This is a genomic window from Actinophytocola sp., assembly GCF_049647105.1.
Lineage (GTDB): Bacteria > Actinomycetota > Actinomycetes > Mycobacteriales > Pseudonocardiaceae > Actinophytocola.
Window position 1 is genome coordinate 25806 of record NZ_JBARWZ010000101.1, and the last position, 17914, is coordinate 43719.

General features: G+C 69.5%; 19 protein-coding genes. 9 read left to right on the top strand and 10 right to left on the bottom strand.

From position 1 onward, the window contains the following. Nucleotides 1-45 precede the first annotated feature (45 nt). From WBA97_RS12890 to WBA97_RS12915, 6 genes are read right to left on the bottom strand one after another with little or no spacing between them, the layout of a single operon-like run. Nucleotides 46-1311 carry a cysteine desulfurase gene (locus tag WBA97_RS12890; RefSeq protein ID WP_424231003.1) on the bottom strand — a complete coding sequence of 422 codons (1266 nt, stop codon included), beginning with the start codon at nucleotides 1309-1311 and terminating at the stop codon, nucleotides 46-48. 29 nt (nucleotides 1312-1340) lie between these two features. Further along, nucleotides 1341-2114 carry a Fe-S cluster assembly ATPase SufC gene (gene sufC, locus WBA97_RS12895; protein WP_424231004.1) on the bottom strand — a complete coding sequence of 258 codons (774 nt, stop codon included), beginning with the start codon at nucleotides 2112-2114 and terminating at the stop codon, nucleotides 1341-1343. A gap of 28 nt (nucleotides 2115-2142) precedes the next feature. Next, on the bottom strand, nucleotides 2143-2457 hold the full coding sequence (locus WBA97_RS12900) for a non-heme iron oxygenase ferredoxin subunit (protein WP_424231005.1): 315 nt from the start codon (nucleotides 2455-2457) through the stop codon (nucleotides 2143-2145). Beyond that, the gene (gene sufD / locus WBA97_RS12905) at nucleotides 2454-3611 is read right to left on the bottom strand and encodes a Fe-S cluster assembly protein SufD (RefSeq protein ID WP_424231006.1); all 1158 of its coding nucleotides are present in this window, start codon (nucleotides 3609-3611) and stop codon (nucleotides 2454-2456) included. Before sufD ends, WBA97_RS12900 begins: the two co-directional genes overlap by 4 nt. Beyond that, nucleotides 3612-5045: a Fe-S cluster assembly protein SufB gene (gene sufB / locus WBA97_RS12910; RefSeq protein WP_424231007.1), complete on the bottom strand. Its 1434-nt coding sequence runs from the start codon at nucleotides 5043-5045 to the stop codon at nucleotides 3612-3614. It abuts the gene before it with no gap. After that, nucleotides 5042-5782 carry a helix-turn-helix transcriptional regulator gene (locus tag WBA97_RS12915; RefSeq protein WP_424231008.1) on the bottom strand — a complete coding sequence of 247 codons (741 nt, stop codon included), beginning with the start codon at nucleotides 5780-5782 and terminating at the stop codon, nucleotides 5042-5044. Before WBA97_RS12915 ends, sufB begins: the two co-directional genes overlap by 4 nt. Nucleotides 5783-5904: 122 nt before the next feature. On the opposite strand from WBA97_RS12915, the gene mptB reads away from it, so the two are divergent. The 3 genes from mptB (at nucleotide 5905) to WBA97_RS12930 (ending at nucleotide 9450) form a co-directional block, all read left to right on the top strand. After that, nucleotides 5905-7515, top strand: coding sequence for a polyprenol phosphomannose-dependent alpha 1,6 mannosyltransferase MptB (gene mptB / locus WBA97_RS12920; RefSeq protein WP_424231033.1), 1611 nt, complete (start codon nucleotides 5905-5907; stop codon nucleotides 7513-7515). 238 nt (nucleotides 7516-7753) lie between these two features. Then, nucleotides 7754-8677 carry an ABC transporter ATP-binding protein gene (locus tag WBA97_RS12925; protein ID WP_424231009.1) on the top strand — a complete coding sequence of 308 codons (924 nt, stop codon included), beginning with the start codon at nucleotides 7754-7756 and terminating at the stop codon, nucleotides 8675-8677. Then, entirely contained in the window at nucleotides 8674-9450 is a 777-nt protein-coding gene (locus WBA97_RS12930; protein ID WP_424231010.1) for an ABC transporter permease, read from the top strand. Before WBA97_RS12925 ends, WBA97_RS12930 begins: the two co-directional genes overlap by 4 nt. On the opposite strand, the gene WBA97_RS12935 is transcribed toward WBA97_RS12930, so the two are convergent. Continuing rightward, nucleotides 9447-10301 carry a TIGR03619 family F420-dependent LLM class oxidoreductase gene (locus WBA97_RS12935; protein ID WP_424231011.1) on the bottom strand — a complete coding sequence of 285 codons (855 nt, stop codon included), beginning with the start codon at nucleotides 10299-10301 and terminating at the stop codon, nucleotides 9447-9449. The two genes, WBA97_RS12930 and WBA97_RS12935, sit on opposite strands and share 4 nt — an antisense overlap. A gap of 82 nt (nucleotides 10302-10383) precedes the next feature. Here WBA97_RS12935 and WBA97_RS12940 point away from each other — a divergent pair, with 82 nt between their 5' ends. The 3 genes from WBA97_RS12940 (at nucleotide 10384) to WBA97_RS12950 (ending at nucleotide 13551) form a co-directional block, all read left to right on the top strand. Next, nucleotides 10384-11352, top strand: coding sequence for a COX15/CtaA family protein (locus WBA97_RS12940; RefSeq protein WP_424231012.1), 969 nt, complete (start codon nucleotides 10384-10386; stop codon nucleotides 11350-11352). 81 nt (nucleotides 11353-11433) lie between these two features. Further along, complete coding sequence (locus WBA97_RS12945) at nucleotides 11434-12375, top strand: acyl-CoA desaturase (RefSeq protein WP_424231034.1); 942 nt, start codon at nucleotides 11434-11436, stop codon at nucleotides 12373-12375. Nucleotides 12376-12570: 195 nt separating this feature from the next. Then, nucleotides 12571-13551 carry a quinone oxidoreductase family protein gene (locus WBA97_RS12950; RefSeq protein WP_424231013.1) on the top strand — a complete coding sequence of 327 codons (981 nt, stop codon included), beginning with the start codon at nucleotides 12571-12573 and terminating at the stop codon, nucleotides 13549-13551. Between the two features lie 7 nt (nucleotides 13552-13558). Here the strand turns inward: WBA97_RS12950 and WBA97_RS12955 are convergent, their stop codons facing one another. Continuing rightward, entirely contained in the window at nucleotides 13559-13939 is a 381-nt protein-coding gene (locus WBA97_RS12955) for an FKBP-type peptidyl-prolyl cis-trans isomerase (RefSeq protein ID WP_424231014.1), read from the bottom strand. Between the two features lie 331 nt (nucleotides 13940-14270). Here WBA97_RS12955 and WBA97_RS12960 point away from each other — a divergent pair, with 331 nt between their 5' ends. From WBA97_RS12960 to WBA97_RS12970, 3 genes are all read left to right on the top strand, one after another. After that, on the top strand, nucleotides 14271-15275 hold the full coding sequence (locus WBA97_RS12960) for a hypothetical protein (protein ID WP_424231015.1): 1005 nt from the start codon (nucleotides 14271-14273) through the stop codon (nucleotides 15273-15275). A gap of 5 nt (nucleotides 15276-15280) precedes the next feature. Beyond that, a complete protein-coding gene (locus WBA97_RS12965; RefSeq protein ID WP_424231016.1) occupies nucleotides 15281-15931 on the top strand; it encodes a hypothetical protein in 651 nt (216 codons plus the stop codon). 125 nt (nucleotides 15932-16056) lie between these two features. Further along, nucleotides 16057-16755: an HD family phosphohydrolase gene (locus tag WBA97_RS12970; RefSeq protein WP_424231017.1), complete on the top strand. Its 699-nt coding sequence runs from the start codon at nucleotides 16057-16059 to the stop codon at nucleotides 16753-16755. Here the strand turns inward: WBA97_RS12970 and WBA97_RS12975 are convergent. Beyond that, nucleotides 16752-17597: an SRPBCC domain-containing protein gene (locus tag WBA97_RS12975; RefSeq protein WP_424231018.1), complete on the bottom strand. Its 846-nt coding sequence runs from the start codon at nucleotides 17595-17597 to the stop codon at nucleotides 16752-16754. The genes WBA97_RS12970 and WBA97_RS12975 overlap by 4 nt on opposite strands. Next, nucleotides 17590-17904, bottom strand: coding sequence for an ArsR/SmtB family transcription factor (locus tag WBA97_RS12980; protein WP_424231019.1), 315 nt, complete (start codon nucleotides 17902-17904; stop codon nucleotides 17590-17592). The genes WBA97_RS12975 and WBA97_RS12980 overlap by 8 nt, the downstream gene beginning before the upstream one ends. Between the last annotated feature and the right edge of the window lie 10 nt (nucleotides 17905-17914).

Sequence of the window (17914 nt, forward strand, 5' to 3'; positions counted from 1 at the left end):
AACTTGTGGCTGGGTTGCGTCCCGTTCCCCTTGGGTAACTGTTCGTCATCCGAAGACCTTCTTGACCTGCGCCAATCCCTTGACCAGGGTGTCCACCTCGGCGGTCGTGTTGTACAGGTAGAACGACGCTCTCGTGGTCGCCGGAATTCCGTACCGCACCACGGCGGGCCGCGCGCAGTGGTGCCCGACGCGCACGGCGATGCCCTGCTCGTCGAGTACCTGGCCAACGTCGTGCGGGTGGATGCCCGCGAGGGTGAACGACACCTCGGCGACCCGGTCGGTCGCCGTCGGCGGGCCGATGATCCGCACACCCTCCACCGTGGCCAGCGCGTCGAGCACGTACGCGGTCAGCTCGTGCTCGTGCGCCGCGATGGCGTCCATGCCGACGGCGGTGAGGTAGTCGACGGCCGCGCCGAGCCCGACCGCCTCGGCGATCGGCGGGGTGCCTGCCTCGAACTTGTGCGGCGGCTGCGCGAAGGTCGACTTCTCCATCGTGACGATCTCGATCATCTCACCGCCGCCGAGGAACGGCGGCAGCTCCTGGAGGAGCGGCAACCGTCCCCACAGGATGCCGATGCCGGTCGGGCCGAGCATCTTGTGACCGGTGAAGGCCACGAAGTCGGCACCGAGCGCGGTGACGTCCAGCGGCAGGTGCGGCGCGGACTGCGAACAGTCCAGCAGCACCAGCGCGCCGACCTCGTGCGCCCGCTTGATCACCACGTCGACCGGGTTGATCGTGCCGAGCAGGTTCGACACGTGCGTCATCGACACGATCTTGGTGCGCTCGGTGATCACCGAGTCCAGTGTGGACAGATCAAGACGGCCATCGTCGGTGATCGTGAACCACTTGACCGTCGCGCCCGTCCGCTCCGCGAGCTGGTGCCACGGCACGATGTTGGAGTGGTGCTCCATCTCGGTGATGACGATCTCGTCACCGGGACCGACCCGGTAGCCGGGGCCTGCCTCGCCGAGCACGCGCGCCACCAGGTTCATCGCCTCGGACGAGTTCTTGGTGAAGATCACCTCGTCGCGGCTGCCCGCGTTGATGAACTCGGCGACCTTGTCGCGCGCACCCTCGTACAGCGCCGTCGCTTCCTCGGCGAGCGTGTGGATGCCGCGGTGCACGTTGGCGTTGTGCTTCTCGTAGTAGCCGACGATCGCGTCGATCACCTGGCGCGGCTTCTGCGACGTCGCCGCGTTGTCCAGGTACACCAGCGGCTTGTCGCCGTGCACCAGCCTCGACAGGATCGGGAAGTCCTTGCGGATCGTCTCCGTGTCGAGCCTGCCCAGGCCTGCTGCTGTGGTGGTCATGGCCGGGAACCTCGTTTCCTGGGGCTCGGTCAGCCGATCGCGGCCGGCTCCTGCTTGCCGGTGAACCGGACGTAGCCGTGCTCCTCGAGCTGGTTGGCCAGCTCGGCGCCGCCGGACTCGACGATCCGGCCACCGCTGAACACGTGCACGAAGTCCGGGGTGATGTGGCGCAGGATGCGGGTGTAGTGGGTGATCAGCATGATGCCGACCTCGCCGCTTGCCTTGACCCGGTTGATGCCCTCGGAGACCACGCGCAGCGCGTCCACGTCGAGGCCGGAGTCGGTCTCGTCGAGGATCGCGATCTTCGGCGCGAGCAGGGCGAGCTGCAGGATCTCGTGGCGCTTCTTCTCACCGCCGGAGAAGCCCTCGTTGACCGAGCGCTCGGCGAACGCCGGGTCGATGTCGAGGTCGGCCATGGCCGCCTTGACCTCCTTGACCCAGTGGCGCAGCTTGGGAGCCTCGCCACGGACCGCGGTGGCCGCGGTGCGCAGGAAGTTCGACATGGACACGCCGGGCACCTCGACCGGGTACTGCATGGCGAGGAACAGGCCCGCGCGGGCGCGCTCGTCCACGGACAGCGCCAGCACGTCCTCGCCGTCGAGCAGCACCTCGCCGGAGGTCACCTCGTACTTGGGGTGGCCTGCGATGGCGTAGGACAGGGTGGACTTGCCGGACCCGTTCGGGCCCATGATCGCGTGGGTCTCGCCCGAGTTGATCGTCAGGTTGACCCCGGACAGGATCTCCTTGGCGGTCTCGTCGGCGTTGACCGAGACGTGCAGATCCTTGATCTCCAGCGTGGCCATCTCTAGTGCTTTCTCCTTGTGTGACAAGTCAGTTCGTGGTGGTGGTGACGTCGACGTACACGTCGTCGTCACGGATCTCGACCGGGAACACGTCCACCGGCTCGGTGGCGGGCAACGAGGACGGCGCCCCGGTGCGCAGGTCGAAGCAGGAGCCGTGCAGCCAGCACTCGATACCCTTGCGGGTCACCTCGCCCTCCGAGAGGGCGAGGGTCGCATGGCTGCACTCGTCCCGCAGCGCGTGCACGTCATCCCCTTGGCGGACAAGGACAACCGGCTCGTCGTCGATCTCGACGCCGAACGGCTTCCCATCATCCAAATCGGACAGTGCACACGCGCGAGTCATACCCCGACCGCTTCCAGCTCCGCCTCGATCGCGGCCTCGAGGCGTTCCCGGATCTCCGGTACGGCGATCTTCATCAGCAGCTCGTGGAAGAAGCCGCGGACGACCAGCCTGCGTGCCGTGCCCTCGGGGATGCCGCGGGCCTGCAGGTAGAACAGCTGCTCGTCGTCGAACCGGCCGGTGGCGCTGGCGTGGCCGGCACCGGCGATCTCGCCGGTCTCGATCTCCAGGTTCGGCACCGAGTCGGCGCGCGCGCCCTCGGTGAGCACCAGGTTCCGGTTCAGCTCGAAGGTCTCGGTGCCCTCGGCAGCCGCGCGGATCAGCACGTCGCCGATCCACACCGTGCGCGCGTCGGCACCCTGCAGCGCGCCCTTGTAGACCACGTTGGACTTGCAGTTGGGCTGCGCGTGGTCGGCGAACGTGCGCAGCTCGATGTGCTGGCCCGCGTCGGCGAAGTAGAGACCGTTCAGCTCGGCGTCGCCGCCGGGGCCCGCGTAGACCACGGTCGGGCTGACCCGCACCAGGTCGCCGCCGAGGGCGATCAGGTGGTGCTTGAACGTCGCGTCCCGGCCGAGCTTCGCGTGGTGGGCCGAGATCTGCACGGCGTCGTCGGCCCAGTCGTGCACGCTGACCACGGTGAGCTTGGCGCCGTCACCGACGATCAGCTCCACGTTGTCGGCGACCGTGCCGCTGCCGCGGTGGTCGATCACCACGACGGCCTCGGCGAACTGCTCGGCGCGGATCTGCAGGTGCCCGTAGGCGACCTGACCCTCGCCGGGACCGGTGACCGTCACCGTGGTGGTGGCGGCCTGGGTCTCCTTGGGCACGGTGATGACGGTGGCCTCGCCGAACGAGCTGTACGCCTGCGCCGCGATCCGGTCGGCCGGCGTGCCGCCCTGGCCGAGCCGCTCGTCGTCACGGCCGACGGTCTCGACCGTCACGTCCGGGCCGTCCACCGCGACCGACAGCTCACCCGAGGCGACCGCGCTGCCGTCGTGCAGGCCGCGCAGCCGCTTCATCGGCGTGAAGCGCCAGATCTCCTCGCGCCCACCGGGAACCTCGAACGCGTCCACATCGAAGGACGCGAACTGCTCCGCCCTGGACGCGGCGGGAACCACCGCCCCGTGGGAATGCGGTGTCTGTGTTGCCTGGCTCATTTAGCCGACGGCCCCTTCCATCTGCAGCTCGATGAGCCGGTTCAGTTCGAGTGCGTACTCCATGGGCAGCTCACGGGCGATCGGCTCGACGAAGCCGCGCACGACCATCGCCATCGCCTCGTCCTCGGTGAGGCCGCGGGACATCAGGTAGAAAAGCTGGTCCTCGCTGACCTTCGAGACGGTCGCCTCGTGACCCATGGACACGTTGTCGTTGCGGATGTCCACGTACGGGTAGGTGTCGGACCGGCTGATCTGGTCGACCAGCAGCGCGTCGCACTTCACCGTGGACTTCGAGTGGTGGGCCCGCTTGGCCACCTTGACCAGGCCTCGGTAGGAGGTCCGGCCGCCACCGCGCGCCACCGACTTCGACACGATCGTCGAGGAGGTGTACGGCGCGAGGTGCTCCATCTTGGCGCCCGCGTCCTGGTGCTGGCCCTCGCCCGCGAACGCGATCGAGAGGACCTCACCCTTGGCGTGCTCGCCCATCAGGAACACCGACGGGTACTTCATGGTGACCTTGGAACCGATGTTGCCGTCGATCCACTCCATGGTCGCGCCCTCTTCGGCCTTGGCGCGCTTGGTGACCAGGTTGTAGACGTTGTTCGACCAGTTCTGGATGGTCGTGTACCGGCAGCGGCCACCCTTCTTCACGATGATCTCGACGACCGCCGAGTGCAGCGAGTCGGACGAGTAGATCGGCGCGGTGCAGCCCTCGACGTAGTGCACGTAGGCACCCTCGTCGACGATGATCAGGGTCCGCTCGAACTGGCCCATGTTCTCGGTGTTGATCCGGAAGTAGGCCTGCAGCGGGATCTCGACGTGCACACCCTTCGGCACGTAGATGAACGAGCCACCCGACCAGACGGCGCCGTTCAGCGCGGAGAACTTGTTGTCACCGTGCGGGATGACCGAGCCGTAGTACTCCTCGAACAGCTCGGGGTGCTCCTTGAGCGCGGTGTCCGTGTCGAGGAAGATCACGCCCTGCTTCTCGAGCTCCTCGTTGATCTTGTGATAGACCACTTCGGACTCGTACTGCGCGGCGACACCGGACACCAGACGGGCCTTCTCGGCCTCCGGGATACCCAGCTTGTCGTAGGTGTTCTTGATGTCCTCCGGCAGGTCCTCCCAGGAAGCGGCCTGCTTCTCGGTCGAGCGCACGAAGTACTTGATGTTCTCGAAGTCGATGCCCGACAGATCCGCGCCCCAGTTCGGCATGGGCTTGCGGCCGAAGAGCTGCAGTCCCTTGAGCCGGGACTCCAGCATCCACGCGGGCTCGCCCTTCTTGGCCGAGATGTCCCGGACGACGGCCTCGGACAGGCCACGCTGGGCACTGGCGCCTGCGACGTCGGAGTCGGCCCAGCCGAACTCGTAGTTGCCCATAGCCGCCAGGGTTTCTCCCTGGGCCTGCAGGCGCTGCTCGGCAGCGGTGGTCATGAAGGCGTCCCTTCGGTTGTGGTGGGAGCGGTATTCGTTGCGGAGCGAACATCGGACACAGCAGCACCCGGCTCCGGCGGTTCGGCGCCACCGAGGGGTACGTGTGTCGTGCACGCGGCGTCACCGCGTGCGATTGTGGAGAGCCGCTGCACGTGGGTGCCGAGAAGTTCGGCGAATGCCGCCGTCTCGACCTCGCACAACTCAGGGAACTCCGCCGCGACGTGCGCGACCGGGCAGTGATGCTGACACAACTGCTCCCCTGCCCCGACGCGTCGTATCGACGCAGCGTAACCCTCCCTGGTGAGGGCCTCCGCGAGGGCCTTGGCACGGTCGGCCGGCCCGTGCTCGCCGAGCACCTCGGCGCGGTGCCTGCCGACCATCGAGGCCACCCTGCGCTCCGCGAACTCACGCACCGCGTCCTCGCCCGCCGCCTCCGCGACGAAGCGGATGGCCGCGATGGCGAGGTCGTCGTACGCGTGCCCGAACCGGGAGCGCCCGGCCTCGGTCAGGAGCCACAGCTTCGCGGGCCGCCCGCGACCGCGCCTGCCGAGGGCAGGGGCGTCACGCATGCCCACCTCACCGTCGGCGACCAGGCAGTCGAGGTGCCTGCGGACCGCGGCCGGGCTCAGCCCGAGCGTCTCCGCGACGGCTGCCGCGGTGATCGGTCCCCGCTCCAGCAGCAACCGCGCCACACCATGCCTGGTGCGGCCCTCGGAGAGCTGCTGGTCGTTTTTCACAACACCAGTGTGTCTTATTTCCGAGAGGTCGGCAAAGGGGCCCCTCCGGGAGGTGATCGGAGTCACGGCGAGGAGCTTGCGGAGCGACCCGAATCTCAGCCGATACAGTTCCGCACGTGGCGGTGGGTGACGTGGCACGCGAGGTGGAGGGGCAGACGCCCGGCTCCGCCACCGCCGTATCGCAACCCGCGACTCCGCTCACCCCATTCTCCACCGCGCCACTGGACACGCGCGAGCGCAGGCAGCTCGACGTCATCCGCCGGTTCGGCACGGTCGGCGCGCTGCTGCTGGCCGTCGGATCGCTGGGTGCGGGCGCCGCGCCGGTGAACAACCCCGTGTGGGGCCTGCCGGTGTTCGGCCTGTTCAGCCGCATGACGACGGTGTCGCTCGCGATCGCGTTCGCGGGCGTGTTCATGATCGTGCTCGCGTGGCTTGGGCTCGGGCGGCTGTCGCTGCCGGGGCGCGCGCGGATGGTGTCGCTGCCGCAGATGGCCCGCACGCTGGTCATGTGGACCGCGCCGCTGGTGCTCACCGTCCCGATGTTCAGCAAGGACGTCTACAGCTACCTCGCGCAGAGCGAGATCGCCGCACGCGGCGAGGACCCGTACACCGTCGGCCCCGGCGAGGCGCTCGGCAACGCCGACATCCTGACCAAGAACGTGCCGACCATGTGGCGGGACACCCCGTCGCCGTACGGGCCGCTGTTCCTGGTCGTCGGGCGCTGGATCACCCTGCTGACCGGTGACCACGTGGTCATGGGCGTGGCGTTCCACCGGCTGCTCGCGCTGTTCGGGTTCGCGATGATCGTGTGGGCGCTGCCCCGCCTCGCGCGGCGGTTCGGCATCAACCCGGTGAGCGCGCTGTGGCTCGGCGCCGCCAACCCGCTGGTCCTGTTCCACCTGGTCGTCGGCGTGCACAACGAGGCACTCGCCATCGGGCTCATGCTGGTCGGCATCGAGCTGGGGCTGCGCAGCATGCCACGCTGCGGGCCGGGCGGGCCGTTCCCGCCGTGGCAGCCGAACGAGCTCCTCTGGTACGGCATCGGCGCCACGGTCATCACGCTCGGCGCGGTCGTGAAGATCCCGGCCGCGCTGGCGCTCGGCTTCCTCGGGGTGATGATCGCGCGGCGCTGGGGTGGCCGGTGGAAACACCTGTTCATCACCGCGGGCGCGCTCCTCGTGATCTTCCTTGGCGTGGTCGCGCTGACGTCGATCGGCAGCGGGCTGGGCTTCGGCTGGGCGTCCACGCTGAACACGGCCAACACGATCAAGAGCTGGATGGCACCGATGACCGCGCTCGGCTTCGGCGCGGGCGGGCTCGGCATCATCCTCGGGCTGGGCAACCACATCGACGCGGCGATCACGGTGAGCCGGATGGTCGGCACCCTGCTCGGCCCGCTCCTGGCGGCGAAGCTGCTGCTGGACAGCTTCCGCTGGCGGCTGCGCCCGATGATCGGCCTCGGCGCGGCGATGGGGGCGGTCCTGGTGCTCGGCGCGACCCTGCAGCCCTGGTACCTGCTGTGGGCCGCGATCCCGCTGGCCTCCGCGGCGGGCAACACCCGGTTCCGCGCGGCGGCCACGGCCATCAGCGCGGCGTTCGCGGTGGCGCTGCCGCCGACGGGCAACACGTTCGACGGGCGCACCTACCAGCTGCCCTATGCCTACCTCGCGGCGGCGATCGTCGTGGCGGTCGCGTTGTTCGCGGTGCGCAAACACATCCCGACCCGCCCCTAGTCCGCCTCCCCGCGTTCAAAAGTGCTGGTCGCGTCCCAGCGACACCCGCGGACCGCAGGCGGTTAGTGGCTGAGTGCCGTCACGTTCCCTGAGGTCACTGCTGATCAGGCCAAGACTTGGCGCAAAGCGCCGAGACCGGCATGTCACGCGTGTGCGGCAGTGGTGGTTGACGTGCTTGGCCACCCGCCACGAAGGGGCGTGAAGGGCAGCTCCAGGGGAACGCAATAGCCTTGGCGGCGTGAGTGAGCATGCGGTCGAGCTGTCGAGCCTGGTCAAGCGCTTCGGCGCGACGACCGCGGTCGACGGGCTGAGCCTGCGGTTGGACCGCGGGCAGGTGCTCGCTCTGCTGGGCCCGAACGGCGCGGGCAAGACCACGACCGTCGAGATCTGTGAGGGCTTCCAGCGCCGCGACCACGGCGAGGTCCGGGTGCTGGGCCTCGACCCGGCGACCGATCACGAGCGGCTGCGACCACGCATCGGCGTGATGCCGCAGGGCGGCGGTGCCTACCCTGGCGTGCGGGCCGAGGAGATGCTCGCGCTCGTCGCGGCGTGCGCGGCCGACCCGATCGACCCCGCGTGGCTGATCGACGTGCTCGGCCTGGCCGGCGCGCGCCGTACCCCGTACAAGCGGCTCTCCGGCGGGCAGCAGCAGCGGCTGTCGCTCGCGTGCGCGCTCGTCGGCAGGCCCGAGCTGGTGTTCCTCGACGAGCCGACGGCCGGGCTGGACCCGCAGGCGCGGCGCCTGGTGTGGGAGCTGGTGCGGGCACTGCGCGCGGACGGCGTCAGCGTGCTGCTGACCACGCACGTCATGGCGGAGGCCGAGGAGCTCGCCGACCACGTCGTGATCATCGACCGCGGCCGGGTGGTCGCCGACGGCAGCCCGAGCCAGCTGACCGCCGAACTGCCCGAGGCGGCACAGCTGCGCTTCCGGGCGCGAGCCGGCCTCGACCTGACCCAGCTGTGCACCGCGCTGCCGGCGGACTGCCGTCTCCAGGAGCCGACACCGGGCGCCTACGTGCTGACCGGCCGCGTCGACCCGCAGGTCGTGTCCGCGGTGACCGCGTGGTGCGCGCAGCAGGGCGTGCTGGCCGAGGAGCTGCATGTCGGCAAGCGCAGCCTCGAGGACGTGTTCCTGGAACTGACCGGCAAGGAACTGCGATGACGACCTTTCCCCCTGGCACGTTCACGCCGGCACCGGGCCGCGGCCGCGTCGGCCGGATGCTGTTCGTGCACGCCAGGACCGAGGCGCTGCTCACGCTGCGCAACAGCGAGCAGATCCTGCTCACACTGCTGATCCCGGTCGCGCTGCTCGTCGGCCTCACGGTCTTCGACATCTTCGACCTGCCGGAGCCGCGGGTGGACTCGGTGGCGCCGAGGGTGTTCGCGCTCGCGGTGATGTCGTCCGCGTTCACCGGGCAGGCGATCGCGCTGGGGTTCGACCGCCGCTACGGCGTGCTGAAGCGGCTCGCCGCGACGGCGCTGCCCCGGTGGCTCCTGGTGTCCGGCCGCGCGATCGCCGGGCTCGTGGTGGTCGCGGTGCAGATCGTCGTGCTGGGCGTCATCGCGGCGATCATGGGCTGGTCCCCCGCCCCGGCGGGACTCGCGTGGACGGTGCTGCTGGTGATCATCGGCACGCTGTCGTTCGGCGCGCTTGGCGTGCTGCTCGGCGGCGCGCTGAAGGCCGAGGTCGTGCTGGCGCTCGCCAACATCGTGTGGTTCGTGCTGCTGCTGGCCGGCGGCATCATCGTCCCGCCGGACTCGATGCCCGGCACACTCGGCGACATCGTCATGCTGCTGCCCTCCGGCGCACTCACCGACGGCATGCACACCGCGCTGGTCGACGGCGCGGCCCCGGCGTGGCCGGTGTTCGCGGTCCTCATCGGCTGGGGCGCGGCCGCGACCCTGATCGCGACCCGCACCACAAAGCTCTCCTAGCCCAGCTTGAACCGGGCAGCGAAGGTCGACAGTTGCGCGCGCTGCCCTGCCGGGTCGTCGGCGGTCGCGCTCACCACCAGCCGGGTGACGCCCTGTGCTGCGTACGCCCGCAGCGACTCGGACGGCAGGTCGATCGAGGCCCATCGCGTGTACTCCAGCGCGGCCGGATCCCGCCCCGCCCCGGCCGCCGCCGACCGGGCCGCCGCCAGCTGGCGGGCCCGCTCGTCCGGCGTCAGCGCACCGCCGGGGAACCACCCGTCCCCGCGCGCCCCGGCCCGCCGCGCGGCCGCCAGGCTCGACCCGCCGACGTGGATCGGCAGCTGGCCGCCGAGGGGCTGCGGGAAGCTGCACAGGTTCTCGAACCGGAAGAACTCGCCGTCGTGGCTCACACCGTCCTTGCCGCCGGTCCACAGCAGCCGCAGCACGTCGATCGCCTCGTCCGCGCGGCGGCCGCGGCTCGCGAAGTCCACGCCCACCGCCCGTGCCTCCCCCGGCAGCGCGCCGACGCCGACGGTCAGCAGCCGCAGCCTGCCCGCCGACAGCACGTCGACGGTCGCGAGCCGCTTCGCCAGCGTCACCGGGTGGTGGTAGGGCAGCAGCAGCACCCCCGTGCCCAGCAGCAGCCGGGAGGTGTTCGCCGCGACGAACGCGAGCGCGTCGACCGGGTCCAGATACGGCGTCGTCGGTGGCAGCTCGAACGCACCGAGCGCCGCACCGGGGTACAGGGCCACGTGCTCTGGCAGGTACAGGCCCTCGAACCCGCACTCCTCCGCGTGCCGCGCGTACGCGACGAGGCGGTCGGGGCGGTCCGCCCCGTGGTGGGCGGGCTGGTAGCTGATCGCGAAACGCACAGCGCCGGACGCTAAACCATCCCGCCGAGGGCAGGGCAAACCCGGCCGCCGACACCGTGCGACCACTCCTTACGATCGGGCGGTGCCGCTGGAAACGCTGAAGGCCCGCATCGACCGACTGCCCAACCCGAGCCGTCGGCTGCAGGTCGGCTTCGCCGTCGCGGTCCTCGCGACGCAGGCGCTGATCGCGATGACCGGCGCGGTCGTCAGGGTCACCGGGTCCGGCCTCGGCTGCCCGACCTGGCCGCAGTGCTTCCCCGGCAGCATGGTCCCGGTCTCCCACCCCGAGTACGACACGCTCAACCAGTGGATCGAGTACGGCAACCGCCTGTTCACCGGCCTCGTCGGCATCATCGCGGGCGTCTGTTTCGTGCTCGCCTGGCTGCACCGCCCGCGCACCGACCGCCGTTACCTGCGACTCGCGCTCGCCATGCCGGTCGGCGTGGTCGTCCAGGCGATCATCGGCGGCCTGACCGTCCGGCTCGACCTGGTGTGGTGGAGCGTCGCGGTGCACCTGCTCGCGTCGACGATCATGGTGTGGCTCGCGACGCTGCTCGTCCACGCCGTCCCCCGGGACGACGGCGCCCCCGCCCCCGCCCCGGTCCCCGGCACGCTGTCGACCTGGCTGTACGTCCAGACCGGGTTCCTGGCCGGTCTTCTCGTCACCGGCACGATGGTCACCGGCGCCGGCCCGCACGGCGGCGACCCGAAGACGCCGCGCCTGGACATCCCCGTCGAGACCATGGCGCACGTGCACTCGGCGTTCCTGTACGCGTTCCTCGGCTCGCTGGTGCTGCTCGGCTTCTGGCTGCGTAGCCAGCACGCGTTCCCGCCGCCGTGGCGGCGCTACCAGGTGCTCGTCGCGGTCGTCGTCGCGCAGGGCACGATCGGCTTCGTCCAGTTCTGGACCGGTGTGCCGGAACTCCTGGTCTGCCTGCATGTTCTCGGCGCGATGTGCGTGATCATCGCCACCGGGTCGTTGTGGTGCGGAGTGCGCGGCAGGGCCGCGAAGGGGACCGCCACAGTGGCGAGCGCGGGCGAGACCGCCTAACGTGGAGCCGGAACCTACGGATACGTAACCGTAGGTAGACGTCGCCAGGCCGCGTCCCGGCCGAGATATGAGGTTCTCACCATCTCCTCGACACTGACGCCAACACGTGAACCCCAGGCCCCCAAACCCGTTCTTTCCGGCCGTCGTTCCGGTGCCGAGCACCTGACCGTCAAGGTCTTCCTCATCCTCCCCCTCCTCGCGCTCGCCGCCGCCATCCCGTTCGCCTGGGGCTGGGGGCTCGGCTGGGTCGACATCGGCATCGCCGCCGGCTTCTATGTGGTCAGCTCGCTCGGCGTGACCGTCGGGTACCACCGCTACTTCACCCACGGCGCGTTCAAGGCGAAGCGGCCGCTGCGCATCGCGCTCGCGCTGGCTGGCAGCCTCGCGTCGCAGGGCTCGGTCGTCGCCTGGGTCGCCGACCACCGCCGCCACCACGCGTTCTCCGACCGCGACGGCGACCCGCACTCACCGTGGCTGTTCGGCACCTCGCCCCTCGCGATCGCCAAGGGCTTCTGGCACTCGCACATGGGCTGGCTGTTCGAGCGGGACAAGACCAACGCCGAGCGGTTCGCCCCGGACCTGCTGGCGGACAAGGACATCCAGCTCGTCGACAAGCTGTTCGTCCCGATGACCGTGGTGACGCTGGGTCTTCCCGGCCTGATCGGCGGGCTGATCACCATGTCGTGGTGGGGTGCCGTGACCGCCATCTTCTGGGCGGGTTTCGTGCGGGTCGCGATCCTGCACCACATCACGTGGTCGGTGAACTCGATCTGCCACATGATCGGCTCGCGGCCGTTCGTGAGCCGCGACAGGGCGGCCAACTTCTGGCCGCTCGCGATCGTGTCCATGGGCGAGTCCTGGCACAACTCCCACCACGCGGACCCGACGGGAGCGCGGCACGGTGTGATGCGCGGCCAGGTCGACATCTCCGCGCGGGTGATCTGGATCTTCGAAAAGCTCGGCTGGGCGTGGGCCGTACGCTGGCCCCGGCCGGAACGACTCGCCGCCAAGCTCGCCGACTAGTCCGCCTCCCCGGTATTTTTGAGTGTTTGGTCTCGACCCAGCGCATCCTCGGACCGTGGGTGGTTGGTGGCTGGGTGCCGCCACGTTCCCCTGAGGTCACTGTCGGTCAGGCTCAGACCCTCGCACAAAGATCCATGGGACACGGGGACGGGTTAGGGTCCGGTCGGAGATGACGTAGCGGACCTGGAGGACACCGTGGCCGACCCCATCGATGCCATTCTCGTGCGCGCCACCGGCGGGCCGGAGGTGCTGGAGTTCGACAAGATCGACGCGCCCACGCCAGGCGCGGGCGAGCTCCTGGTGTCGGTGGGTGCGGCCGGGGTGAACTACATCGACACCTACCACCGCGGCGGCCTCTACCCGAGGGACCTCCCGTTCGTGCCCGGCGTGGAGGGTGCGGGCGCGGTGCTCGCGGTCGGCGCGGACGTCACCGGGTTCGCGGAGGGTGACCGCGTCGCGTGGGCCGACGCGCCGGGGTCCTACGCCCGGCAGGTGGTCGTGTCCGCCGACGCCGCGTTCCCGGTGCCCGGCGGCATCGAGGACGACATGGCCGCCGGCGCGATGCTGCAGGGCCTGACCGCGCACTACCTGGTGACGTCCACCTACGCGGTGAAGCCGGGCGACACGGTGCTCGTGCACGCCGCCGCGGGCGGCATGGGCCTGCTGCTGACGCAGCTCGTGAAGGCCAGGGGCGGCAAGGTGATCGGCACCGTCTCGACGCCGGAGAAGGAGGCGCTCGCGCGCGAAGCGGGCGCCGACGAGGTCATCCGGTACACCGAGACCGACTTCGTCGCGGGTGTCAGGGGCCTCACCGACGGGGCGGGTGTCGCGGTCGTCTACGACGGCGTCGGCAGGACGACCTTCGACGGCAGCCTCGCGAGCCTCGCGCGGCGCGGCGTGCTGGCCCTGTACGGCGCGTCCAGCGGCCCGGTGCCGCCGGTCGACCCGCAGCGGCTCAACGCGGCCGGTTCGGTGTTCCTGACCAGGCCGACGCTGGCCCACCACATCGCGACGCCGGAGGAGTTCCGGTGGCGCTGCGACGAGGTGTTCCAGGCCATCGCGGGTGGCCGGGTCTCGGTCCGGATCGGCGGCCGCTACCCGCTCGCCGACGCGTCGAAGGCCCATGCGGACCTGGAAAGCCGCCGTACCACCGGGAAGCTGCTGCTGATCCCGTGACCCGGGGTCAGCGGGGTGAGACCGACAGCGCGTCGACGACGTAGACGAGCGTGTCGCCGTCCGGCTCATCGCCGTCCTGTGCGGGCGGGACCACGATCAGCCTGCGACCGCCCTCCCGGATGCCGGGCAGCCCTTCGTCCCAGCCCCTGACCAGCTTGCCGCCGCCGAGGTCCGCGACCGGCGCGGGCAGGCTCTCGCCCGCGTACCAGGTGCTGTCGAGCACCGTCCCGGACGACCAGATCACCAGCACGTAGCTGACCTCGAGGCTCGCGCCCGCGACCGCCCTCGGACCGCCGCCGCGCACCACGTCCCGCGCGAGCAGGACCGTGGGCGGGGCGCAGTCCCTGGGCAGGGTCACCGTCGGCGCGTTGTCCAGTCCGCCGGTCACCCTGATGTCTGTTGTGTCACATTCCCCGGTCACCGGGCTGCCCGTCGGTGGCTGCGCGGACCCGGGTGGCGCGTCCGGGCCATGGCGACTGACACACGCCGTGAGCAACGTCAGGACCAGGGCTCCCACCGCGAACCTGATGACGATACGCATGATGGAGGCCAGCCTAGATGGCCGTTTTCCTGGGCATCCAGCGCCTGACCGCAACAACCACCTCACCCGTTCTTCCTATTTCTCCCGTGCGCGGGGTAGAGGTACAGTAACTCCTCGCACTCGGTCGGGCACAGAGAGCATTCCCCTCGATCGGGTGATCGCAAGGGAGGTGAAACCGTTGCCAGCGGAAGCCACCAAGGGCCTCCGCAGGAACCCCATTCAAGAGATCTTCTGGACCAGAACCGGCCTCCTACTCCTGATACTGGTCGTGGTCTCCGGACTGACCATGGTCCTGTCGGCGAATCTCGACCCCGGCGTCGTCAAGAACCTGGTCAACTCGGTTGCCACCGGCACACTGGTCTCGGCCATCGTCGGCTTCGGCCAGACCCTCATCACCGCGACCGCGACTCAGCGGGCCATGCTCACGCCGCTCATCGAAGAGAGCCAGCAGGCGCTGCGTGACCTGTCCGCCGAGTACCGGTCGATGAACCGTGAGTTCTTCCCCACCCACGTCTTCGAACCGACCGCGGAGCCCAACCCCGCGCTCAACCGGTTGATGATGCAGGACCTGCAAGGCGCGAGGCAGTACCTGTTCCGAGGTTTCTCCGGTCGGCACGCGGCGGCGCGGCTGCTGCTGTCCAAGGCCGAGTGGGAGCTTCGTGCGGTGGTCGCCGATCCCGGCAACATCTCCGGCATCGGCGGACGCGCCCGCTACCTGATCCGCCACTCGGCGGCCGACGTGGACATCGACACGATCCAGGCCCGGCTGCTCGAAGAGATCAGGATGGGCCTCGTCGGGCTGTACCTCGCCCGCAGCCGGTGCACGCGGATGGAGGTCACGGTGATCTCCGATCCGCCGCTGGACCGGTTGGAGATCTTCGACAACAGCGTGTGGGTGACGCTCTACAGCGACGCGCACGCGCCCGCCGAATATCCCCGAACACTGCGGTTCGAGGACGGCTCGTTCATTTACAACATGGAACGTGCCGAGTTCGGCCGCATCAGCGCCTCCCAGCACGCACAACATCTCGTGATCACACCGGACATGACACGGCAGGAGTTCATCACGCGGTTCGAGAAGATCACCAATTCCACCCTCACCGAGGAACAGTTCCTCGAACTCAACGCGGAGTTCTACAACTTCGTCCGCGAGTTCGCCATCACAGCCGAGTTGGGGAGCTGATTCCCTTGACCATCAACGGCTCCGCGCTCGGGGCCCTCGCAGAACAGTTACGGAGCGCCGACATCGACCTCCAGGCCAACTGGAGCCAGGTGGAACGGTGGTTCGAGACCTGGGCCGGACAGCCGGACCTGCGTGCCGACCTGCGTGCCCATCTGCTCGATCTACCCACGGAACAAGCGAAGGCGGTCACCAGGAGATCCAGGGAGACGACGACGCATTTCGCGTGGTGCCTGCGGGACCGGCCGGACGAACCGTTCACGTTCTGGTTGCACGAGTACAAGGAGCAGCGCGACTGGCGCGCGGGCTACGCGGACTCCGTGCACAACCACCGGTACCACTTCTGCACCACCATCCTGCAGGGCGCCTACGTCCACGAACGCTACGAAGCGGCGATCAAGCCGGACAACGGCCTGATCTCCTCGACGGAGTTGCTGGTTGCCACCGAATGCCAGGAAGGTGCGGCAGGCAGCCTGCTCGCCTCCGACTTCCACCGCATTCCACGGGCGATGAACGGGACGATGACGTTCCTGGTGAAATCCAGCGAGGTGACGCCATGGAGTCTGTCCTTCGACCCCCTGACCCAGGAAAGTCATCGCCACGTCCCGGTCGAATCCCGGTTGTCCCACCTCGCGGAACGACTGCGAAAACAGGGCTGAAGGGAGCCAGTAGGGACCGAAGAGCCGCAGACATTTCCATCCCCGGCGTTTAGTATCACCCCCACGAGCCCAGCCGTCCGCGCCGACCGCACCGGCGCGGACCACGGCGTGGTTCGGAGGGGTCGATGTCTGTCGAGCAAAGCACGCCTGCGGGCGGAACAGCGCCGGTGATCGCACCGGCAGTGGTTGACGCCGTCGAGGCGGACGTCCACCGGATCTGCGTGCGCCACGCGGCGCGCCTGCAGTTCCACGGCTGGCACCACGTGGATTTCGTCCGCACGAAAGCGGCGCGGTTCGCGGTGCTCAACGACGCCGAGGTGAGCGTGGTCGAGACCGCCGCGCTCGTCCACGACGTCAACTACCTCGTGCGCAGGAACTCCTCCGCCGCGACGGGTGGGCGGCTGCGCCTCGCGATCCTCAGGCGTGCCGGGGTCGCCCCGCACGTGGCGGGCTGGATCGACCGGATCGTGGTCGAGGCCGAGATGGCCACCCGCGGCCGCCACATCTCGCTGGAGGCACAGGCGTTGTCCGACGCCGACACACTGTTCAAGGCACTGCCGGTGACGCCGGTTGTGCTGGCGCACAAGTACCTCGAGGAGAACGGCATCGGCCTGCGCGAGCTGGCGAACAAGATCTGCGGCGAGCAGCAGGGCGTGCACGACGATGGCTTCTACTTCTACAACCCGGAAGCCGCCAACATGTACACCCGCTGGGCGGCGGCGAACCTCCAGCTGTGGCAGTGCATCCGCGAGTCACTCGACGACGCGGACGTCTCCCAGCTACTGGAGGCCGTGAGCAGCAGCAGCCCGGCGGCGGCCTCTTAGCGCTCTGGCGCGGGGCGTTCCTGGAGGACCCAGCGGTTGCCGTCCGGGTCGCTGAGGCTCACGAACGAGTTCCACGTGCCGCCGGGGCCTTCGGCCTGCTTGCCGTCCTCGAAGTGGTACACCGGCGTGGCGTCGACGCCGCGGCCGACGAGTTCGTCGCGGGCGCGCTGGACGTCGTCGACGACCAGTTGCACGCCCTTGAGGTCGCCGGGCTTCATCTCGCTGATGCCGTGGCCGAAGCCGATCGAACAGCCGGAACCGGGTGGGGTCAGCTGGACGAAACGGAACTCGCCCGCCTCGTGGTCGACGTCGACGGTGAAACCGAGCTTGTTCGCGTAGAAGTCCTTGGCCCGGTCCACGTCGGTGACGGGCACGGGGATCATCTCGATCGTCCAGTCCATGGTGTGCTCCAGTTCTGCGGCGAGGCGGTCGAAGCCCTGACCGACGCCACGCGCCATGCCGGACTCCATGACCGCGTCGCGGATCTCTCTCGTGGGGAAGGTGGCGGTGTGGGTGAGGACGGTGTCACCGGCCAACTCGATGGTGATGACCGAGTCGTGCTCGGCACGGGCGTGGCAGTCGGGGTTGGTCTCGGTCATGACGAGCCGGTTCGGTGGCTCGATCTCCAGGTAGGTGCCACCCAACGTCATCTCAGCACCGCCGGGCCCGCGTAGGACGTAGTGCCACGTGCCGCCCTCGCGCAGGTCGACCTCGCAGACCACGAGCCGCCAGTCGTGCGGGCCGAACCAGCGCATCAGCAGTTCCGGCCTGGTGTGCGCGTCGAACACCCGCTGCCGGGGTGCGGCGAACTCGCGGGTGATCACGATGTCCCGGTCACCCATCGGAGAGCATCTCGTCGAGGCGGTCGTAGCTTTCCGTCCAGAACCGCTGGTAGTCGCCGAGCCACCGGGTCGCGGCCCGCATGGGCTCGGCGACGAGGCGGCATGGCCTGCGCTGCGCGTCCCGGCCGCGTTCGACCAGGCCCGCGCGTTCGAGAACCTTGAGGTGCTTGGAGATCGCGGGCTGTGTCATGGCGAACGGCTCGGCCAGCTCCTTGACCGACGCGTCCCCCTTCGCGAGCCGCGCGAGGATGGCCCGCCTGGTCGGGTCGGCCAGCGCGGCGAACGTCGCGTCGAGCGTGGCCGTCACCTTCCATCAC